Annotated in this window: 10 protein-coding genes; all 10 read left to right on the top strand. The window is 73.2% G+C overall.

Annotated features, from left to right (window positions below; translation table 11 throughout):
- The first annotated feature begins 36 nt into the window (after window positions 1-36).
- The 10 genes from E1258_RS09855 to E1258_RS09810 all read left to right on the top strand — a co-directional run bounded on the left by E1258_RS09855 (window position 37) and on the right by E1258_RS09810 (window position 15,976).
- The gene (locus tag E1258_RS09855; RefSeq protein ID WP_165949705.1) at window positions 37-4,776 is read left to right on the top strand and encodes a type I polyketide synthase; all 4,740 of its coding nucleotides are present in this window, start codon (window positions 37-39) and stop codon (window positions 4,774-4,776) included.
- Entirely contained in the window at window positions 4,773-8,663 is a 3,891-nt protein-coding gene (locus tag E1258_RS09850; RefSeq protein ID WP_132398912.1) for an SDR family NAD(P)-dependent oxidoreductase, read from the top strand. The genes E1258_RS09855 and E1258_RS09850 overlap by 4 nt, the downstream gene beginning before the upstream one ends.
- 17 nt (window positions 8,664-8,680) lie before the next feature.
- Window positions 8,681-9,532, top strand: coding sequence for a 3-hydroxyacyl-CoA dehydrogenase family protein (locus E1258_RS09845; protein ID WP_132398910.1), 852 nt, complete (start codon window positions 8,681-8,683; stop codon window positions 9,530-9,532).
- Between the two features lie 44 nt (window positions 9,533-9,576).
- Window positions 9,577-9,822: an acyl carrier protein gene (locus tag E1258_RS09840; RefSeq protein WP_132398908.1), complete on the top strand. Its 246-nt coding sequence runs from the start codon at window positions 9,577-9,579 to the stop codon at window positions 9,820-9,822.
- A 14-nt stretch (window positions 9,823-9,836) separates the two neighbouring features.
- The gene (locus tag E1258_RS09835) at window positions 9,837-10,997 is read left to right on the top strand and encodes an acyl-CoA dehydrogenase family protein (RefSeq protein ID WP_132398906.1); all 1,161 of its coding nucleotides are present in this window, start codon (window positions 9,837-9,839) and stop codon (window positions 10,995-10,997) included.
- Entirely contained in the window at window positions 10,990-12,045 is a 1,056-nt protein-coding gene (locus E1258_RS09830; RefSeq protein WP_132398904.1) for an HAD family hydrolase, read from the top strand. The genes E1258_RS09835 and E1258_RS09830 overlap by 8 nt, the downstream gene beginning before the upstream one ends.
- A gap of 18 nt (window positions 12,046-12,063) precedes the next feature.
- The gene (locus E1258_RS09825) at window positions 12,064-12,819 is read left to right on the top strand and encodes a thioesterase II family protein (protein WP_132398902.1); all 756 of its coding nucleotides are present in this window, start codon (window positions 12,064-12,066) and stop codon (window positions 12,817-12,819) included.
- 166 nt (window positions 12,820-12,985) lie between these two features.
- A complete protein-coding gene (locus E1258_RS09820) occupies window positions 12,986-13,255 on the top strand; it encodes a phosphopantetheine-binding protein (RefSeq protein WP_132398900.1) in 270 nt (89 codons plus the stop codon).
- On the top strand, window positions 13,245-14,738 hold the full coding sequence (locus E1258_RS09815) for a class I adenylate-forming enzyme family protein (protein WP_132398898.1): 1,494 nt from the start codon (window positions 13,245-13,247) through the stop codon (window positions 14,736-14,738). The genes E1258_RS09820 and E1258_RS09815 overlap by 11 nt, the downstream gene beginning before the upstream one ends.
- Entirely contained in the window at window positions 14,735-15,976 is a 1,242-nt protein-coding gene (locus E1258_RS09810) for a type III PLP-dependent enzyme (RefSeq protein ID WP_207919491.1), read from the top strand. The genes E1258_RS09815 and E1258_RS09810 overlap by 4 nt, the downstream gene beginning before the upstream one ends.
- Window positions 15,977-15,986 lie beyond the last annotated feature (10 nt).

Here is a 15,986-nt window from a genome sequence, read left to right as displayed (position 1 = left end):
GCCATGGCCGCCGCGCCACCCGCCGCGCCCCCACCCGTGCGCGACGAGCGCATCGCCATCGTCGGCATGTCCGGTCGCTTCCCCGGCGCGGCGGGCATCGCAGAGTTCTGGCAGAACCTGCTCGACGGCAAGGAGTCGATCAGCTTCTTCACGCCCGAGGAACTGGCCGAGGCGGGCGTCGACCCGCAGCTGGCCGCCCGGCCCGACTACGTGCCGGCCCGGCCCGTGCTCGACGGCATCGCCGACTTCGACGCCGGCTTCTTCGGCTTCAGCCCGCGCGCCGCCGCGCTGACCGACCCGCAGCAGCGGATGTTCCTGGAGGTGTGCTGGGAGGCCCTGGAGGACGCCGGGTACGGCGCACCCGGCGGCCGCGTCGGGGTCTTCGGCGGCACCAACCTCAGCACCTATTTCCTCCACTCACAGCAGTACGACCTGCTCACCGCGGGCGAGATCAACGACTACGAGGTCGTGATGGGCAACGACAAGGATGCCCTCACCACCACCGTGTCGTACGTGTTCGACCTGACCGGGCCGAGCATCGCCGTACAGACGTTCTGCTCGACCTCGCTGGTGGCCGTCCACCTGGCCTGCCGGAGCCTGCGTGCGGGGGAGTGCGAGCTGGCCCTGGCCGGCGGGGTGTCGATCCGGGTGCCGAACCGGGTCGGGCACGTCTACCAGGAGGGCGGCATGGCATCCCCGGACGGTCACGTGCGCGCCTTCGACGCTGCGGCGCGTGGCAGCATGTTCGGCGACGGCGCGGCCGTGGTGGCGCTCAAGCCGTTGGCCGACGCGCTGCGCGATGGCGACACCGTCTGGGCCGTCATCCGCGGCTCGGCGATGAACAACGACGGTGCGATGAAGGTCGGCTACACCGCGCCCAGCGTCGCCGGGCAGGCGGCGGTCGTCCGCGAGGCGCTGGCCGACGCTGGCGTGCACCCGGCCAAGGTCGGATACGTCGAGGCGCACGGCACCGGCACCCCGCTCGGCGATCCGATCGAGATCGCGGCGCTGAATCGGGCATTTGGCCCGGGTACGCCGGGCTCGTGTGCTCTCGGTTCGGTGAAGACCAACGTCGGTCACCTGGACAGGGCCGCCGGCGTCACCGGCTTGATCAAGGCGGCGCTGGCGGTGCACACCGGCGTGCTGCCCCCGCAGCTGCACTTCACCGAGCCCAACCCCGAGATCGATTTCGCGGCGGGTCCGTTTTACGTGCAGACCGAGCTGACCCCGTTCCCGGGTGCCCCGGACCGGCCGCGCATCGCCGGGGTCAACTCGCTGGGCATGGGCGGTACCAACGTGCATGTGGTGGTCGAGCAGCCGCCCCCACCCGCACCGGCGGGCGAGCCCATCGGGCCCGACCGCCGTTACCAGGCGCTGCTCATCTCCGCACGCGGCGACGAGGCGGTCGAGCAAGCCTGCCTGCGGCTGGGCGCGCGGCTGTCGGCCACGGACGCCCCGGACCTGGCCGACGTGGCGTACACCTTGCAGACCGGACGGGCCGTGTTCAGCCACCGCCGGGCCCTGGTCGCGGCGTCAGCACCGGCTGCGTCGGCCGCGCTGTCCGGGGCCGCCGGCGTCCCCGGTCTGATGGCCCGCACCGACGCCACCCGGCAGCGCGGGGCCGCGTTCGTGTTCGCCGGCGTCGGCGAGCAGTACCCCGGCCTGGTCGCCGAACTCTACCGGCGGGAGTCGGTGTTCCGGCAGGCGCTGGACGAGTGCGCGGTGGTGATCGGCGAGTGCGACCCGCGCATCGACACCATCGGCCTGCTCACCGGTGCGCGGGCGGGCGGCCACGACCTGGCGGCGCTGCTCGGCCGCGCCGCCCCGCCCGGACCGGGTGACGAGCGGGTCGCCACGCTGCGTCGCACCGATGTCGCGCAGCCGCTGGTCTTCGCCGTCGAGTACGCCATCGCGCGGACCCTGATCGCCTGGGGCGTGACCCCGGAGCTGATGATCGGCTACAGCCTCGGCGAGTACGTGGCCGCCTGCCTGGCGGGGGTGTTCTCGCTGGAGGACGCGCTGCGGCTGGTGACCCATCGCGCCGTGCTCATCGCGGCGCTGCCCGCCGGGGCCATGCTGGCGGTACCGCTGTCGCCGCAGGCGCTGCACGAGCGCTTCGGGCCGCTGGAGCCGTCCGGTCTGGGTCTGGCCGTGATCAACGGTGCGGACAGCGTCGTCGTCGCCGGGCCGCCGGCCGCGGTGCGGGAGTTGGCCGCCCGGCTGGCCGAGACCGGTGTGATCAGCCGCGAGCTGGACACCACGCATGCGTTCCACTCCCGGCAGCTCGCGCCGCTGTGCGCGGAGCTGACCTCCTGGATCGCCGCGAACGTGACCCTCCACCCGCCGACGGCGGCGTACCTGTCCAACGTGACCGGCGAACCCGCCACCGCCGAGCTGGTCACCGAACCCGGGTACTGGGCCCTGCACATGTGCGAGACGGTGCGCTTCGCCGACGGCATGCGTGCGATCGTGGACCGCCCCGACCTGGCCGTCGTCGAGATCGGACCGGGCCAGTCGCTGGGCGCGATGATCCGCGCCGGTGACTGCCCTCGGGAGCGGTGGCCGCTGATCCTCGCCACGCTGCCCGCCACCCACGACCCGCGGCCCGACGATCTTACCCTCACCGACTGCCTTGCCCGCCTCTGGCTGTGTGGCGTCGACGTGGACTGGAGGGCCGTGCACAGCTCCGCTCCGGCTCGGCGCCGAGTGCCGCTGCCCACCTACCCGTTCCAGCGCGCACGGTACTGGCTCGACCCCGCTGCGGGCGACCGCTCGCAGCGGGCCGGCGGGCAGGTGTCCGGGCTGGATGGTGACGGCAGCGGACTGCTGAACGGCGACGGCGGGGGATTGCTGGCCGAGGTCGGCCGGCTGCCCCGGCTCGACGAGCGGGACTGGCTGTACGCGCCGACGTGGCGGCAGCTGCCGCCGCCCGGCGCCGGATCGGCCACCGGCTCCTGGCTCGTCTACACCGGTCCGGGCCCGGCCGCGGCGCTCGTCGCGGCACTACGCGGCACGGCCGGGGCCGGCATCGTCGAAGTCCGGGCCGGGCACGCGTACGCGCAGCACGCCGACGGCTTCACCATCCGGCCGGGCTCGCTGGAGGACACCGGCCGGTTGCTGCGGGAGCTGCGCGTCCAGGGGCGGCAGCCGGACCGGGTGCTCCACCTGTGGACGCTGGCCGACCCGCCGGACGCGGCAGAGCAGGTAGAACTGGGGTTCACGACGCTCACCGCGCTGGCCCGCGCCGCAGGCGAGGTCGGCTGGGGCGACTGGGTTCTCGACGTGGTGACCACGGGCACCCAGCAGGTGCTGCCCGGCGAGGCGCTGTCGCCGGAACGGACCACCGTCACCGGCCCCGTCCGGGTCATTCCGCTGGAATACCCGCAGGTGCGTACCCGCCTGATCGACGTCGCCGATCCGGCCGACCCGGGTCTGCTCGGCACGGTGCTGGCCGGGGGCGACGAGCAGGTGGTGGCCGTACGCCACGGCCTGCGCTGGTCCTGTGACTACTCCCGGCTTCCGGCCGCCGGCGGCCCGGACCCGCTGCGCGCCGCGGGCGTCTACCTGATAACGGGCGGCCTCGGCGGCATCGGCCTGGCCATGGCCGGGGAACTGGCCCGGGGGTACCGGGCGCGGCTGGTGCTGTTCGGTCGCAACGGCCTGCCGCCCCGCACGGACTGGGCCGCGATCGCGGCGGGCACGGCCGCCGCTGACGAGCAAACCCGGCGGCGGGTGACCGCAGTCCGTGCGATGCTCGACGCCGGAGCCGAGGTCGAGATCGTCACCGGGGACGTCAGCAGCCAGCCCGACGTGGCGGAGGCCGTCGGCCGCGCGTTCGAGCGGTTCGGTGCGCTGCACGGGGTGTTGCACGCCGCGGGCGTGCCCGGCATCGGCCTGATGCAGCTGAAGGACCCCACCGACTTCGGCCGGGCGCTCGCGCCGAAGGTCGCCGGCACGCAGGCGCTGGCCGCCGCGCTGCGCACCGGCGAGAGCGACGAGATCGCGCTGGACTTCCTGGCCTTGTTCTCGTCGATCACCTCGGTCACCGGCGGCGGACCCGGCCAGGTCGACTACTGCGCCGCCAACGCCTATCTGGACACGTACGCGCGTGCCTGTGCCGCCACTGGGCGGCGCACCGTCGCGATCGGCTGGGGCGAGTGGCGCTGGAATGCCTGGTCGGCCGGCCTGGACGGCTACGATCCGGCGCTGCGCGAGTTCTTCACCAGGCACCGGGACCGCTTCGGTATCGGCTTCGACGAAGGCTGGCGGGCGCTGCGCCGCTGCCTGGCCGCCGGGCTGCCCCACGTGGTGGTGTCCACCCAGGACTTCTCGGAGATCGTGCGGCTGAGCCGCGACTTCGACGTCGACACCGTCCGCCGCCCGGTCAGCGCGGCACCCGGCGTCCGCTACCCGAGGCCGCAGCTGGCCACGGCGTACGCCGCGCCGCAGACCGCGACCGAACAGACCATCGCTGCGACCTGGGGCGAGGTGCTGCGGCTGGACCGGGTCGGGGTCGCCGACAACTTCTTCGAGCTGGGCGGAAACTCACTGATCGGCGTCGACCTGATCGGACGGCTGCGCGCGGCGCTGGACCTGGCGGAGTTGCCGCCGCACGTGCTCTACGAAGCTCCCACGGTCGAGGAACTGGCCCGCCTGGCTGACGGGCTGCGCCACGGCGGCGAGCAGCCCAGCGGCGACACCCACCGGCAGGACCGCGCCGACCGGCGCCGCACCGCACTGCACGACGGCGCGACCCAGCGAAGGAGGAGGCGATGAGCGAGTCCGAGACGGGCGCGGCCGTGGCCATCGTGGGCATGGCTGGGCGGTTCCCGGGCGCGGCCGACGTCGACGCGTTCTGGGACGCGCTGTTGGCGGGCCGGCCCGGGCTGCGTACGGTGACCGACGACGAGCTGCGCGCCGCTGGCGTCGACGGCACCCGGGCCGCCGACGCCCGGTACGTGCGGGTAACCGGGCCCGTCGATGACGTCGCCGGGTTCGACGCCCCGTTCTTCGGGTTCACCCCCGGCGAGGCCGAGGCCACCGACCCGCAGTACCGGCTTTTCCTGGAGTGCTGCTGGGAGGCGCTGGAGGCGGCCGGCTACCGGCCGGACCGCATGCCCGGATCGACCGGTGTCTTCGGCGGCTGCGGGTTCAGCCACTACCTCCAGCAGAACCTGCTCACCCGCCCCGACCTGACCAATTCCCTGCGCAAGCTGCAGTTCGCTGCGGGCAACGACCGTGACGCGCTGACCACGATGGTTTCGTACAAGCTGGGCCTGCGCGGGCCTAGCCTGGGCGTGCAGAGCTTCTGTTCCACGTCGCTGTCGGCGGTGCACCTGGCCGTGCAGAGTCTGCTGACGTACGAGAGCGACATGGCACTGGCCGGCGGCGCCTCGATCGACCTGCCCCAGCCGACCGGCTACCGGTACGAGGAAGGCGGGATCGTCTCCCCCGACGGGACCGTGCGCAGCTTCGACGCCGCCGCCAACGGCACCGTGGTGGCCAACGCGGTCGGCGTGGTGGCGCTCAAGCGTCTCGACGACGCGCTGCGCGACGGCGACCAGGTGCACGCCGTGATCGTCGCGTCGGCGATGAACAACGACGGCCGCGGCAAGGTCGGCTACTCGGCGCCGGGCACCGCCGGCCAGTCCGCCGTCATCGAGGACGCAATCCGGCTGTCCGGAGTGGACCCGGCCGACATCGGCTACGTCGAGTGCCATGCCACCGGCACCATGCTCGGCGACTCCGTCGAGCTGGCCGCCATGCGGCAGGCGTTCGCCGCGATCGAGCAGGAGCAGCCGCCCACGGCGCGGCGGCCGGTGACGGTCCTCGGCTCGCTCAAACCGACGCACGGCCACATGGACCGCGCCTCCGGCGTGGCCGGACTGATCCGTGCCAGCCTGAGCCTGTGCCACGGGGTGCTGCCGGGCACGCCGCACTTCCGTACCCCCAACGCGGCGCTGGCCGAGGCGAACGGGCGGTTCGCGGTGCTGACCGAGGGGCGCGAATGGCCCCGCGACGGGCGGCCCCGCCATGCCGGGGTCAGCTCGTTCGGCCTGGGTGGCACCAACGTGCACCTGGTGCTGCGCGAAGCGCCGGAGCCGGCGCCGCGACCGGCCGGGTCCGGGCCCTACCTGCTGGCGTGGTCCGCCCGCGACGAGCAGGCGCTGGCCGCGCTGGCGCAGCGGCTGCACACGCGCCTGAGCGCACGTGACGACCTCGACCTCCGGGACGTCGCCTACACCCTGCTGCAGTCCCGGACCGGGTTCGCGGTGCGCGCCCACGTGGTGTGCGCCGACCGCGACGACGTCCTGGCCGCGCTGGCCGATCCGACCCGCTGGTCCGTCGGCACCACCGAGCGGCGCAACCCGCCGGTCCGGGTGGACCTGCCCGAGGCCGAGGCAGCCACGCAGACCTGGAAGGAACTCTCGGCGGCGTTCCCCGGGCTGCACCCGACCGGCGGCTCCACCGCGCTGGTGCGGCTGCTGTCCGAGGCGGGCCTGCACCTGGCGGGGCTCACCGGGCCGCGGCTGCGGCGTGACGAACTGGCCGACCTGCCGATCGCCGAGCCGGGCGCTGCGGGCGGCCCGACCCTGACCGTCGCCCCGCCCGACCGCGCCCCCGCCGCCTGGCTGCTGTGTCGGGTGGGCGACCTCTGGCTGTCCGGTGTGGACTGGGACTGGTCGGTGCTGTCCGACGGCCACCGGCGGCGGGTGACCCTGCCGACCTACCCGTTCAAGCGCCGCCGCTACTGGATCGAACCCGGCCAGCCGGCGGCGACCGTCGCGAGCGAGCCCGACCTGTCCCGCCGCGACGACCTCGCCGACTGGTTCTACCAGCCGGTCTGGCGCAACCGGCCGCTGTTCGCCCGAGTGGACCCTCAGCGGCTGCGCGAGCTCGGCCCGTGGCTGGTCCAGGGTGAGGGTACGCTGGCCGACGCGGTCACCGCTCGGCTGCGGGAGGCCGGCGCGCAGGTGGCGACGGTCCGCCCCGGTCCCGCGTTCGGGGGCACCGCAGCGGACGGCTTCACCGCGCGGGTCGACGACCATGACGACTACCAGCGGCTGATCGAGGCGCTCGGCACGCCGCCGCGCACCGTGCTGTGGGGTCCCGGGCCCGGCCGGCCCGTGCCCGCCGACGCCGGCGTCGCCGCGCGGGTGGCCGCGTTCGACGAGGCGCAGCGGCACGGCTTCCACGGCGCTCGCGCGCTGGCCGCGGCGCTGCTGCGCCGGCCCGCCGCCGAGCCGCTGCGGCTGCTGCTGCTGAGCCGCTTCGCGCAGCATGTCGTCGGCGACGACCTGCGCCGGCCCGAGGACGCGACGCTGAGCGGCCTGGCGCTGGTGCTGTCGCAGGAACACGCCGGGGTCGTCTGCCGTCACATCGACCTGGACGCCTCCTGGGACCGTCCGTTGTCGGCGCAGGTCATCGACGACCTGCTGGCCGAGGCGTGCGACGGTGCCGAGCCGCAGGCGGCCCATCGCGACGGCGGTCGCTGGGTACGCGACTACGAGCCGCTGCCGGTGCCGCCGGTCGCGGCGCGGACGGCCCGTCCCGGGCTGCCCGACGGCGCCGTAGTGCTGATCACCGGCGGCCTGGGTGAGGTCGGCTTCGCGCTGGCCGAGCACCTGGCCCGCACGGTGCGTGCCCGGCTGGTGCTGACCACGGCCTCGGTGCTGCCGCCACGCGAGCAGTGGGACGCGGTGCTGCGCGACGCGGGCGGTTCCGAGCGGGTGCGCCGCTGCCTGCGCCACGTGCTGGCCCTGGAGCAGGTCGGCGCGCAGGTGCTCGCGCTGAGCGCCGACGCCGCCGACCTGGCACGGATGACGGAGGTCGTCGCCATGGCCGAGCAGCGGTTCGGGCGGCTGGACGCGGTGGTGCATGGCGCCGGGGTGTCACATCAGGACCACTTCGACACCGCGGTCGCGATGACGGACACGCAGGCTGCGGCGCACTTCCGGCCGAAGGTGCACGGCCTGCTGGCGCTGCAGGAGGCACTGGGCGACCGGGCGCCGCACCGGCTGGCGCTGTCGTCGTTGGCGGCGGTGCTGGGCGGGCTCGGCTTCGCCGCGTACGCCGCCGCCAACGCGGCCATGGACGCCTACGCCCTCGAGGCGCGGCAGGCCGGGGCGGGGCGCTGGCTGTCGGTGGACTGGGAGGCGTGGCGTACCCGTGCCGAGGCGCACCTGGCCCCGGGCACCACCATCGCCGCGTACGCGATGAGCGTCGCCGAGGGCGTGGAGGTGTTCGACCGGGCCTGGTCGCTGATCCCGGGTCTCGGGCACGTGGTCACCTCCAGCGGGCCGCTGGCCGCCCGGCAGGCCCAGTGGACGGTCGCGGCCTCCTCGGCCAAGCCCGCGGCCGAGGTGGTCGCCCGGCCGCGCCACCCGCGCCCCGAGCTGACCACCCCGTTCGTGCCGCCGGCGACCCAGTTGCAGCGGCGGCTGGCGCAAATATGGAGCAACGTGCTCGGCATCGAGCGGATCGGCCTGGATGACGTCTTCTTCGAACTGGGCGGCCATTCGCTGCTGGCCACCCAGCTGAGCGGTCAGGTCCAGCAGGAACTCGGTATCGCGGTGTCGGTGATGTCCGTGCTGCACCACCCGACCCTGCGCCAATACGCTGCCGAGCTCGCTGCCGCGGCCGGCGGCCGTCCCACCACTTGAGAGGGAGAAGCCTGACCATGAGCGTGATCGGTGTGGCGGGGGCCGGCGTGATGGGCGTCGGCATCGCCCAGAACCTGGCCCAGACCGGGCACCAGGTGGTGCTCGTCGACAAGGACCAGCAGATCCTCGACACGGCTCTGCAAAAGATCGAGACGCAGGCGCGGATGAGCCGCCTGCTGGGCGGACCCGCCGTCGACCCGGCCGCGGTGCTGGCCGCGATCACCACCGGGGTGGGCCCGGCGGTGCTGGCCGACGTCGACTTCGTGATCGAGAACATCACCGAGAACTGGCAGCTCAAGCGTGATCTCTATCGGGAGATGGACAAGATCTGCAAGCCGGAGACGGTGTTCGTGGTCAATACCTCGGCACTGCCGATCACGAAGGTCGCGTCGGTGACGAACCGTCCCGACCAGGTCATCGGTGTGCACTTCATGAACCCGGTGCCGATGAAGCCGGCGGTGGAGCTGATCCCCGGCCACCACACCTCGGCCGAGACGGTGCGGCGTACCCGCGAGCTGCTGAGCGCGATGGGCAAGAAGGCCGTCGACGTGAAAGACGCCTGCGGGTTCATCTCCAACCGGGTGCTGATGCTGACCGTGAACGAGGCCGCGTTCCTGGTGTACGAGGGGGTCGCGACCGCCGAGGCCGTCGACGAGGTGTTCCGCAGCTGTTTCGGCCACCCGATGGGGCCGCTGGAGACCGCCGACCTGATCGGCGTCGACACCATCCTCTACAGCGTCGAGGTGCTGTACGAGCACTACAACGACAGCAAGTACCGGCCGTGCCCGCTGCTGAAGACTATGACGGACGCGGGCCTGCACGGCCGCAAGTCCGGCTCCGGCTTCTACGAATACGGCCCCGCCGCCTGACCGCACGTCCCCACGTCCGACCACACCCACAGGGAGGGACCTTGATGTCCACCGACGACGCCGCGACGATCGCCGCGTTCATCCACCAGCGTTACCCGCAGGTGGAATTCGCCCACGACGAGGACATCTTCTCGCTCGGCCTCGTGAACTCGCTGTTCGCCATGGAGTTGGTCATGTTCGTCGAGAAGGCGTTCGGGTTCACGGTGCCCACCGAGGAGCTGCGGATGGACAACTTCCGCACCATCAACGCGATCACCGCGCTGGTTCGCCGCCAGGCGGCGACGGTCTGACGGAGGCGCGGGCGATGACCTCGGTGGTGACGGCGTCCGACGCCGTCGACCCCGCCCCGGCGCTGGACCGGGCCGCGGCCCGGCGCTTCGCGCGGGAACATGTGGCACCGCTGGCCGCCCGGTTCGACCAGGCGGGCCACATTGCGCAGGACACCCTGGACCGGATCGGCGCGGCGGGGCTGTGGGCACCGTTCCTGCCGGTCGAGTACGGCGGCCGGGGCGCCTCGATGCTCACGCTGGGCCACATCCACGAGGAGGTGGGCCGCGCGTGCTCGTCGGTGCGGAGCCTGCTGACCGTGCATGGGATGGTGTCCTGGGCGGTACTGCGGTTCGGCAGCCCGCAGCAGCGGGAGCACTGGCTGCCGCGGCTGGCCACCGGTGCCGTGCTGGCTGCGTTCTGCCTGTCCGAGCCGGGGGCTGGCAGCGACGCGGCGGGCCTCACCGCCCAGGCGACTCGGGGGCCGCAGGGCTGGGTCGTCGACGGGCACAAAAAGTGGATCACCGGTGGGCAGCGGGCCGACCTCTTCCTCGTCTTCGCCCGCACCGGCAGCGGCATCGGCGCGTTCCTGGTGCCGCGCGGCACCCCCGGCGTGATCGTGACACCGATCGACGGCATGCTCGGCACGCGCGGCAGCATGCTGGCCGAGGTCCGCCTCGACGGTGCCGTGGCCGGTCCGGACGCGCTGGTCGGCCCGGACGGTTTCGCCGCCGGCATGGTCATGACCGGGGTGCTGGACCTGGGGCGCTACAGCGTCGCGGCCGGGTCGGTGGGCATCCTGCAGGCCTGCCTGGACGCCAGCGCGCGCCATGCCGCGCAGCGGGAGGTCAGCTCCGGCAGGCTGCGCGACCTGCAGCTCATCCAGGCGAAGCTGTCCGACATGGTCACCGACACCCGGGCCGCGCGGCTGCTCTACGAGGAGGCCGGGCGACTGAAGGACCGGGGCGACGCGGCCACGCTCATGGCGACCTGGGTCGCCAAGTACTTCGCCTCCGTCGCTGCCGCCCGGCACGCCGCCGAGGCCGTGCAGATCCACGGTGCGCTGGGCTGTGGTCCTGGTCACCCCGTCGAGCGGCTGTACCGGGACGCCAAGGTCATGGAAATCATCGAGGGCAGCAACGAGATCCAGCGGATCACGATCGCCAGCGACGCTTACAGGGAGGCCTTCCATGAGTGACGAACTGGCCGAGGAGAAGCGCCACGGCCGGGTCAAGTGTGTGGTCTGGGACCTCGACCACACGCTGTGGGACGGGGTACTGCTGGAGGACGGCGCGGTGACGGTGAAGCCCGAGGTCGTCGCGGCGATCCACGCCCTTGACGGGCTCGGCATCCTGCACTCGATCGCCAGCAAGAACGACCACGATGCGGCCTGGGCGCAGGTCGAGCAGGCCGGACTGGCCGAGATGTTCCTGTTTCCGCAGATCGGCTGGAACGCCAAGTCCCACTCGGTGCAGCAGATCGCCAAGAAGCTCAACATCGGGCTGGACGCGCTGGCGTTCGTCGACGACCAGGAGTTCGAGCGGGCCGAGGTGGCTGCGGCCTGCCCGCAGGTCATCGGCGTGGACCCGGCGGGCCTGGCCGCCGCGCTGGAGACGGCGGAGTTCCGGCCACGGTTCGTCACCGAGGAGTCGCGCCAGCGGCGCGCGATGTACCGCAGCCAGATCAGCCGCGACGACGAGGAGGAAAACTTCGTCGGGACCGGCGAGGAGTTCCTGGCCCAGCTGGGGCTGGTGGTGCGTATCGAGAGCGCCGCGCGCGATGACCTGCAGCGGGCCGAGGAGCTGACGGTACGCACCAACCAGCTCAACTCGACCGGCCGCACCTACTCCTACGACGAACTCGACAAGCTGCGCGGCTCGGACGACCACCTGCTGTATGTCGTTACCCTCGACGACCGGTTCGGCTCGTACGGCAAGATCGGGCTGGTCCTCATCGAGCGGACCTCGGCGGCTGTCTGGCACCTGCGCCTGCTGCTGATGTCGTGCCGGGTGTTGTCGCGCGGTGTCGGCACGATCGTGCTCAACCACCTGCTGCGCCAGGCCCGCGACGCCGGTGTCGCGCTGCACGCCGACCTGATCGAGACCGGCCGCAACCGGATGATGCAGATCGCCTACGCGTTCGCCGGGTTCCGGGAGATCGACCGCGACGGCTCCCATGTCACGCTGCGGGCCGACCTCGGAGAGATCCCGCCGGTGCCGCCCTACGTCCGCCTGCTCACGGACTGACCGGACGGGAGACGCGAGGTGTCCGTACCTGTCAGGACCAGCCGTTGGTTACCGTATCCGGCCGCCGCCCCGGTCCGCACGCTGCTGCTGTGCCTGCCGCACGCGGGGGCGGGCGCCTCGGCGTACCGGGCTTGGGGGGCGGGATTGCCGAGCTGGATCGGCGTGCTGCCGGTGCAGCTGCCCGGCCGGGAGACCTGGCTGGGGGCGCAGCCCTACCGGCGGTGCGAGGAGTTGGTGGCGGATCTGGTCGCCGAGGTGGCGACGGCGCTGGATCGCCCGTACGCGGTGCTCGGCCACAGCCTGGGCGCGCTGCTGGCGTACGAGCTGGTCCGGGAGCTGACCGCGCGGGGCTGCCCGCCGCCGGGGCGGCTGTTCGTGTCCGGGCGCAGGGCTCCGCAGCTGCCGGAGACCCTCCCCCCGCTGGCCGAGGCCGACCTCGACCAGCTCGCCGACGTGCTGTACCAGCTCGGCGGCACCCCGCCGGAGCTGCTGCGGGATCGGCAGGTGCTCGCGCTCATGGCGCCGGTGCTGCGGGCCGACTTCGCGGTCAACGAGAGCCACCGTTACCGGTCGCACGCGCCGCTCGACGTGCCGATCACGGCGTTCGCCGCCACCGACGACGCCCGCGCCTCCGTCGCCGATGTCGCCGCGTGGGGTGCCCGCACCGACGCGGGGTTTCGCCTGCACACGTTGCACGGCGGCCACTTCGCGGTGCTGGAGCAGGCCCCCCGGGTGCACGCGCTGATCGTCGAGGAGCTGACGCTGTGGAGCTGACCATTCTGCCGCCGACCCGGGGCCCTGTGCCGGTGGACGGCGCGAAAGGCGTGGTCCGTCGACGTCGCCGGAGAAGTCGCGGCCGCGGCCATGTGCCCGGCGACCGCAGGGCACGCCACCGCAGGGGCACGACGTCGAAGCACATCAACGCGATGGAGGGCAAGCGATGGACGACCCTGATCTGTACGACCGCTACGCCGAGGTGCTGCGACCGCTGTTGATGTACGCCGATGAGGGCCCCCTGGACCGCTCGCTGCTGCTGGCGGATCTCGGTCTGGACTCGCTCGGCATCATCCAGGCGCTGGTCGAGATCGAGGCGGCGTTCGACGTGGAGTTCCCCGACGACTGGCTCGTCGCGGAAACCTTCGCCTCGGTCGGCTCGCTCTGGGACTCGGTGTCTAACCTGATCGGGACGAGGCGAGCCGATGCGGCCTGAGCTGCTGGCCCGACCCGACGCCGGCACGGGCACCGCGGCCGTGCACGAGCTGCTTGATGCTGCGGCCGCCCGGCCGGCGGCGCTAGCCGTGCGCGACGACGACGGCGTGTGGACCTACGCCCAGCTACGCGAGCACAGTCTGCACCTGGCGTGCTGGCTGGCCGGGCGCGGCGTGGTGACGGGCGACCGGGTGGTGGCCCGGCTGCCCAACGCTCGGCCGCTGGTGGCGCTGCTGTATGCGGCGTCGCGGGTCGGTGCGATCCTGGTCCCGATCTCGCCACAGGCGGGCAGCCGCTCGCTGGAGGCGGTCCTCGCCGACGCGGAGCCCGTGCTCATGGTCGACGCCCTGGCGGTGACGCCGGAGTCGGCCGGGCCGGTGCCGGTCTGCCCGGCCAGCCTGATGATCGAGGAGGCCGCCTCCGGTCGTCCGGGCGGGTTCCCGCGGGCGGGCCGGCTGGCGTTCATCCTGTACACCTCGGGCAGCACCGCTGCGCCCAAGGGGGTGATGTGCTCCCACTCCGCCGTGCTGTTCGTCGTCGACGCGATCGTGCGGCGGCTGGGCTACACCGCCGCCGACCGGGTGCTGTGCCGCATCCCGCTCTCCTTCGACTACGGTCTCTACCAGATCCTGCTGTGCGCCGCGGTCGGGGCGGAACTGCAGCTAACCACCGGCACCGACGCGGCACTGTTGCAACGGCTGGAGAGCTGGCGGGCGACCGTGGTGCCGATCGTGCCCACTCTCGCTACGGGCCTGTCGTTACTGGCCGGGCGCGGGCGCCGCGACACCTCGGTCCGGCTGTTCACCAACACCGGCGCCGCGCTGCTGGAGGGGCAGGCCGCGGCGCTGCGCCGCGCTTTCCCCGGCGCCGCGATCGCGCTGATGTACGGAATGACCGAGTGCAAGCGCATCTCCATTCTGGAGCCCGACGCCGACCTGGTGATCCGCGGTTCGGTCGGCCGCCCGCTGGACGGCACCACCGTCACCGTCGTCGACGAGGACGGCCGCGAGCTCGGACCTGGGCAGCCGGGTCAGTTCGTGGTGCGCGGTCCGCACCTGATGGACGGGTACTGGCGCAGCCCGGACGCCACCGCCGAACGCTACCGGCGCACCCCGGACGGCGACCTGGCGCTGTTCACCGGTGACTTCGGCACCATCGACAAGCAGGGTCACCTGCACCTGACCGGACGCCGCGACGCCATCTTCAAGCGCCGTGACGTGCGGGTCAGCACCATCGAGATCGAATCCGCGGCGCTGGACGTACCCGGCGTGCGGCTGGCGGTGGCGCTGCCACCCGACGGCCCTCGCGACCTGACCCTCGTTGTGGTCGGCGAGGCCGAGCCCGGGGACGTGCTGGCGCGGCTGCGCGGCTGGCTGGAGCCGGCGAAGGTGCCGGCCCGCTGCGTGTGCCTGCCCGACCTGCCCCTCACCGGCAACGGCAAGGTGGACCGGACCCGGCTGCTGGACCTGCTGGAGGAACGGTGAACGCGACGGCGGACCGGCTGCGCGCCCTCGCCGGTCGCTACGGCACGCCCCTGTACGTCTATCAGCTCGACGACGTCCGCGCGGCGGCAGCGGAGCTGCGGGCGATCCTGCCCGAGCCGAGCCGGCTCTACTACTCGCTCAAGGCCAATCCGCATCCGCGTCTGGTGGCGGAGCTGGCCGGGCTGGGGTATCACGCCGAGATCAGCTCGGTCGGGGAGCTGGCGGTGGTGGAACAGGTGGGCGCGCGGACCGCGGACTGCCTCTACACCGGGCCGGGCAAGACCCGTGCGGAGATCGCGTACGCGGTCCGGGCCGGGGTGCGGACGTTCTCGGTGGAGTCCGAGGCCGACCACGGCCGGGTCACCGAGGTCGCGGAGGAGCTGGGCGCGCAGGTCGAAACGCTGGTGCGGCTGAACCCGCCCGCGCAGCGGGGCCGGGCGGGGCTGCGCATGGCCGGGGCGGCGACCCAGTTCGGCGTCGGCACCGAGGACTTCCACCCGAACAGCCCGCTGGTCAAGGACGGCGCGGCGGTGCGGCCCCGGGGACTTCACCTGTTCTCGGCCACCAACATCGCTCAGGAGCACACCCTGATCGAGGAGCTTCGCACCTCGATCAGGGTGGCCGCGACTGAGCTGTCGGCGGCGGGGCTGTCGGCGCGGCTGCTCGACCTCGGCGGGGGCTTCGCCGCGCCGTACGCCCAGCAGGGCCGGCGTGCCCACTATCCCGGGCTGCGGGCGGCGCTGGCCGGCTCGCTCGATGAGCACTTCCCCAGTTGGCGTGAGGGGGTGCCGATGCCGGCGTTCGAGTCCGGGCGCTACCTGGTGGCCGAGTCGGGCAGCCTGGTGTGCACGGTGCTGGACGTGAAGACGGTGCGCGACAGCACGTACGTCGTGCTCGACGCGGGCACCAACGTGCTGTCGGGAATGTCCGGCGTGGGGCGCATCCTGCCGCCGGCGGCCGACATCGTGCCGCTGTCCGGGCCGGGCTGCCACGACCGGCCGACCGTGCAGGTGACCGTGGTCGGGCCGCTGTGTACCCCACTGGACGTGCTCAGCCGCGCACGGCCGCAGCCCGTCCCGGCGGTTGGGGAACTGGTCGCGGTGCCCAACGTGGGCGCGTACGGCGCGAGCGCGAGCCTGCTGGGGTTCCTGAGCCGCCCGACGCCCGCGGAGGTCGTGCTCGACGGAGACGAGGTCGTGGAGGCGACCCGTCGCACCCTGACGACCGACGCCCTGTGACGGTCCGGTT

This window comes from Micromonospora sp. KC207, from assembly GCF_004348615.1.
Lineage (GTDB): Bacteria > Actinomycetota > Actinomycetes > Mycobacteriales > Micromonosporaceae > Micromonospora.
Note: the sequence above shows the minus strand (reverse complement) of the source record. Positions and strands in the feature narration are given on the sequence as shown.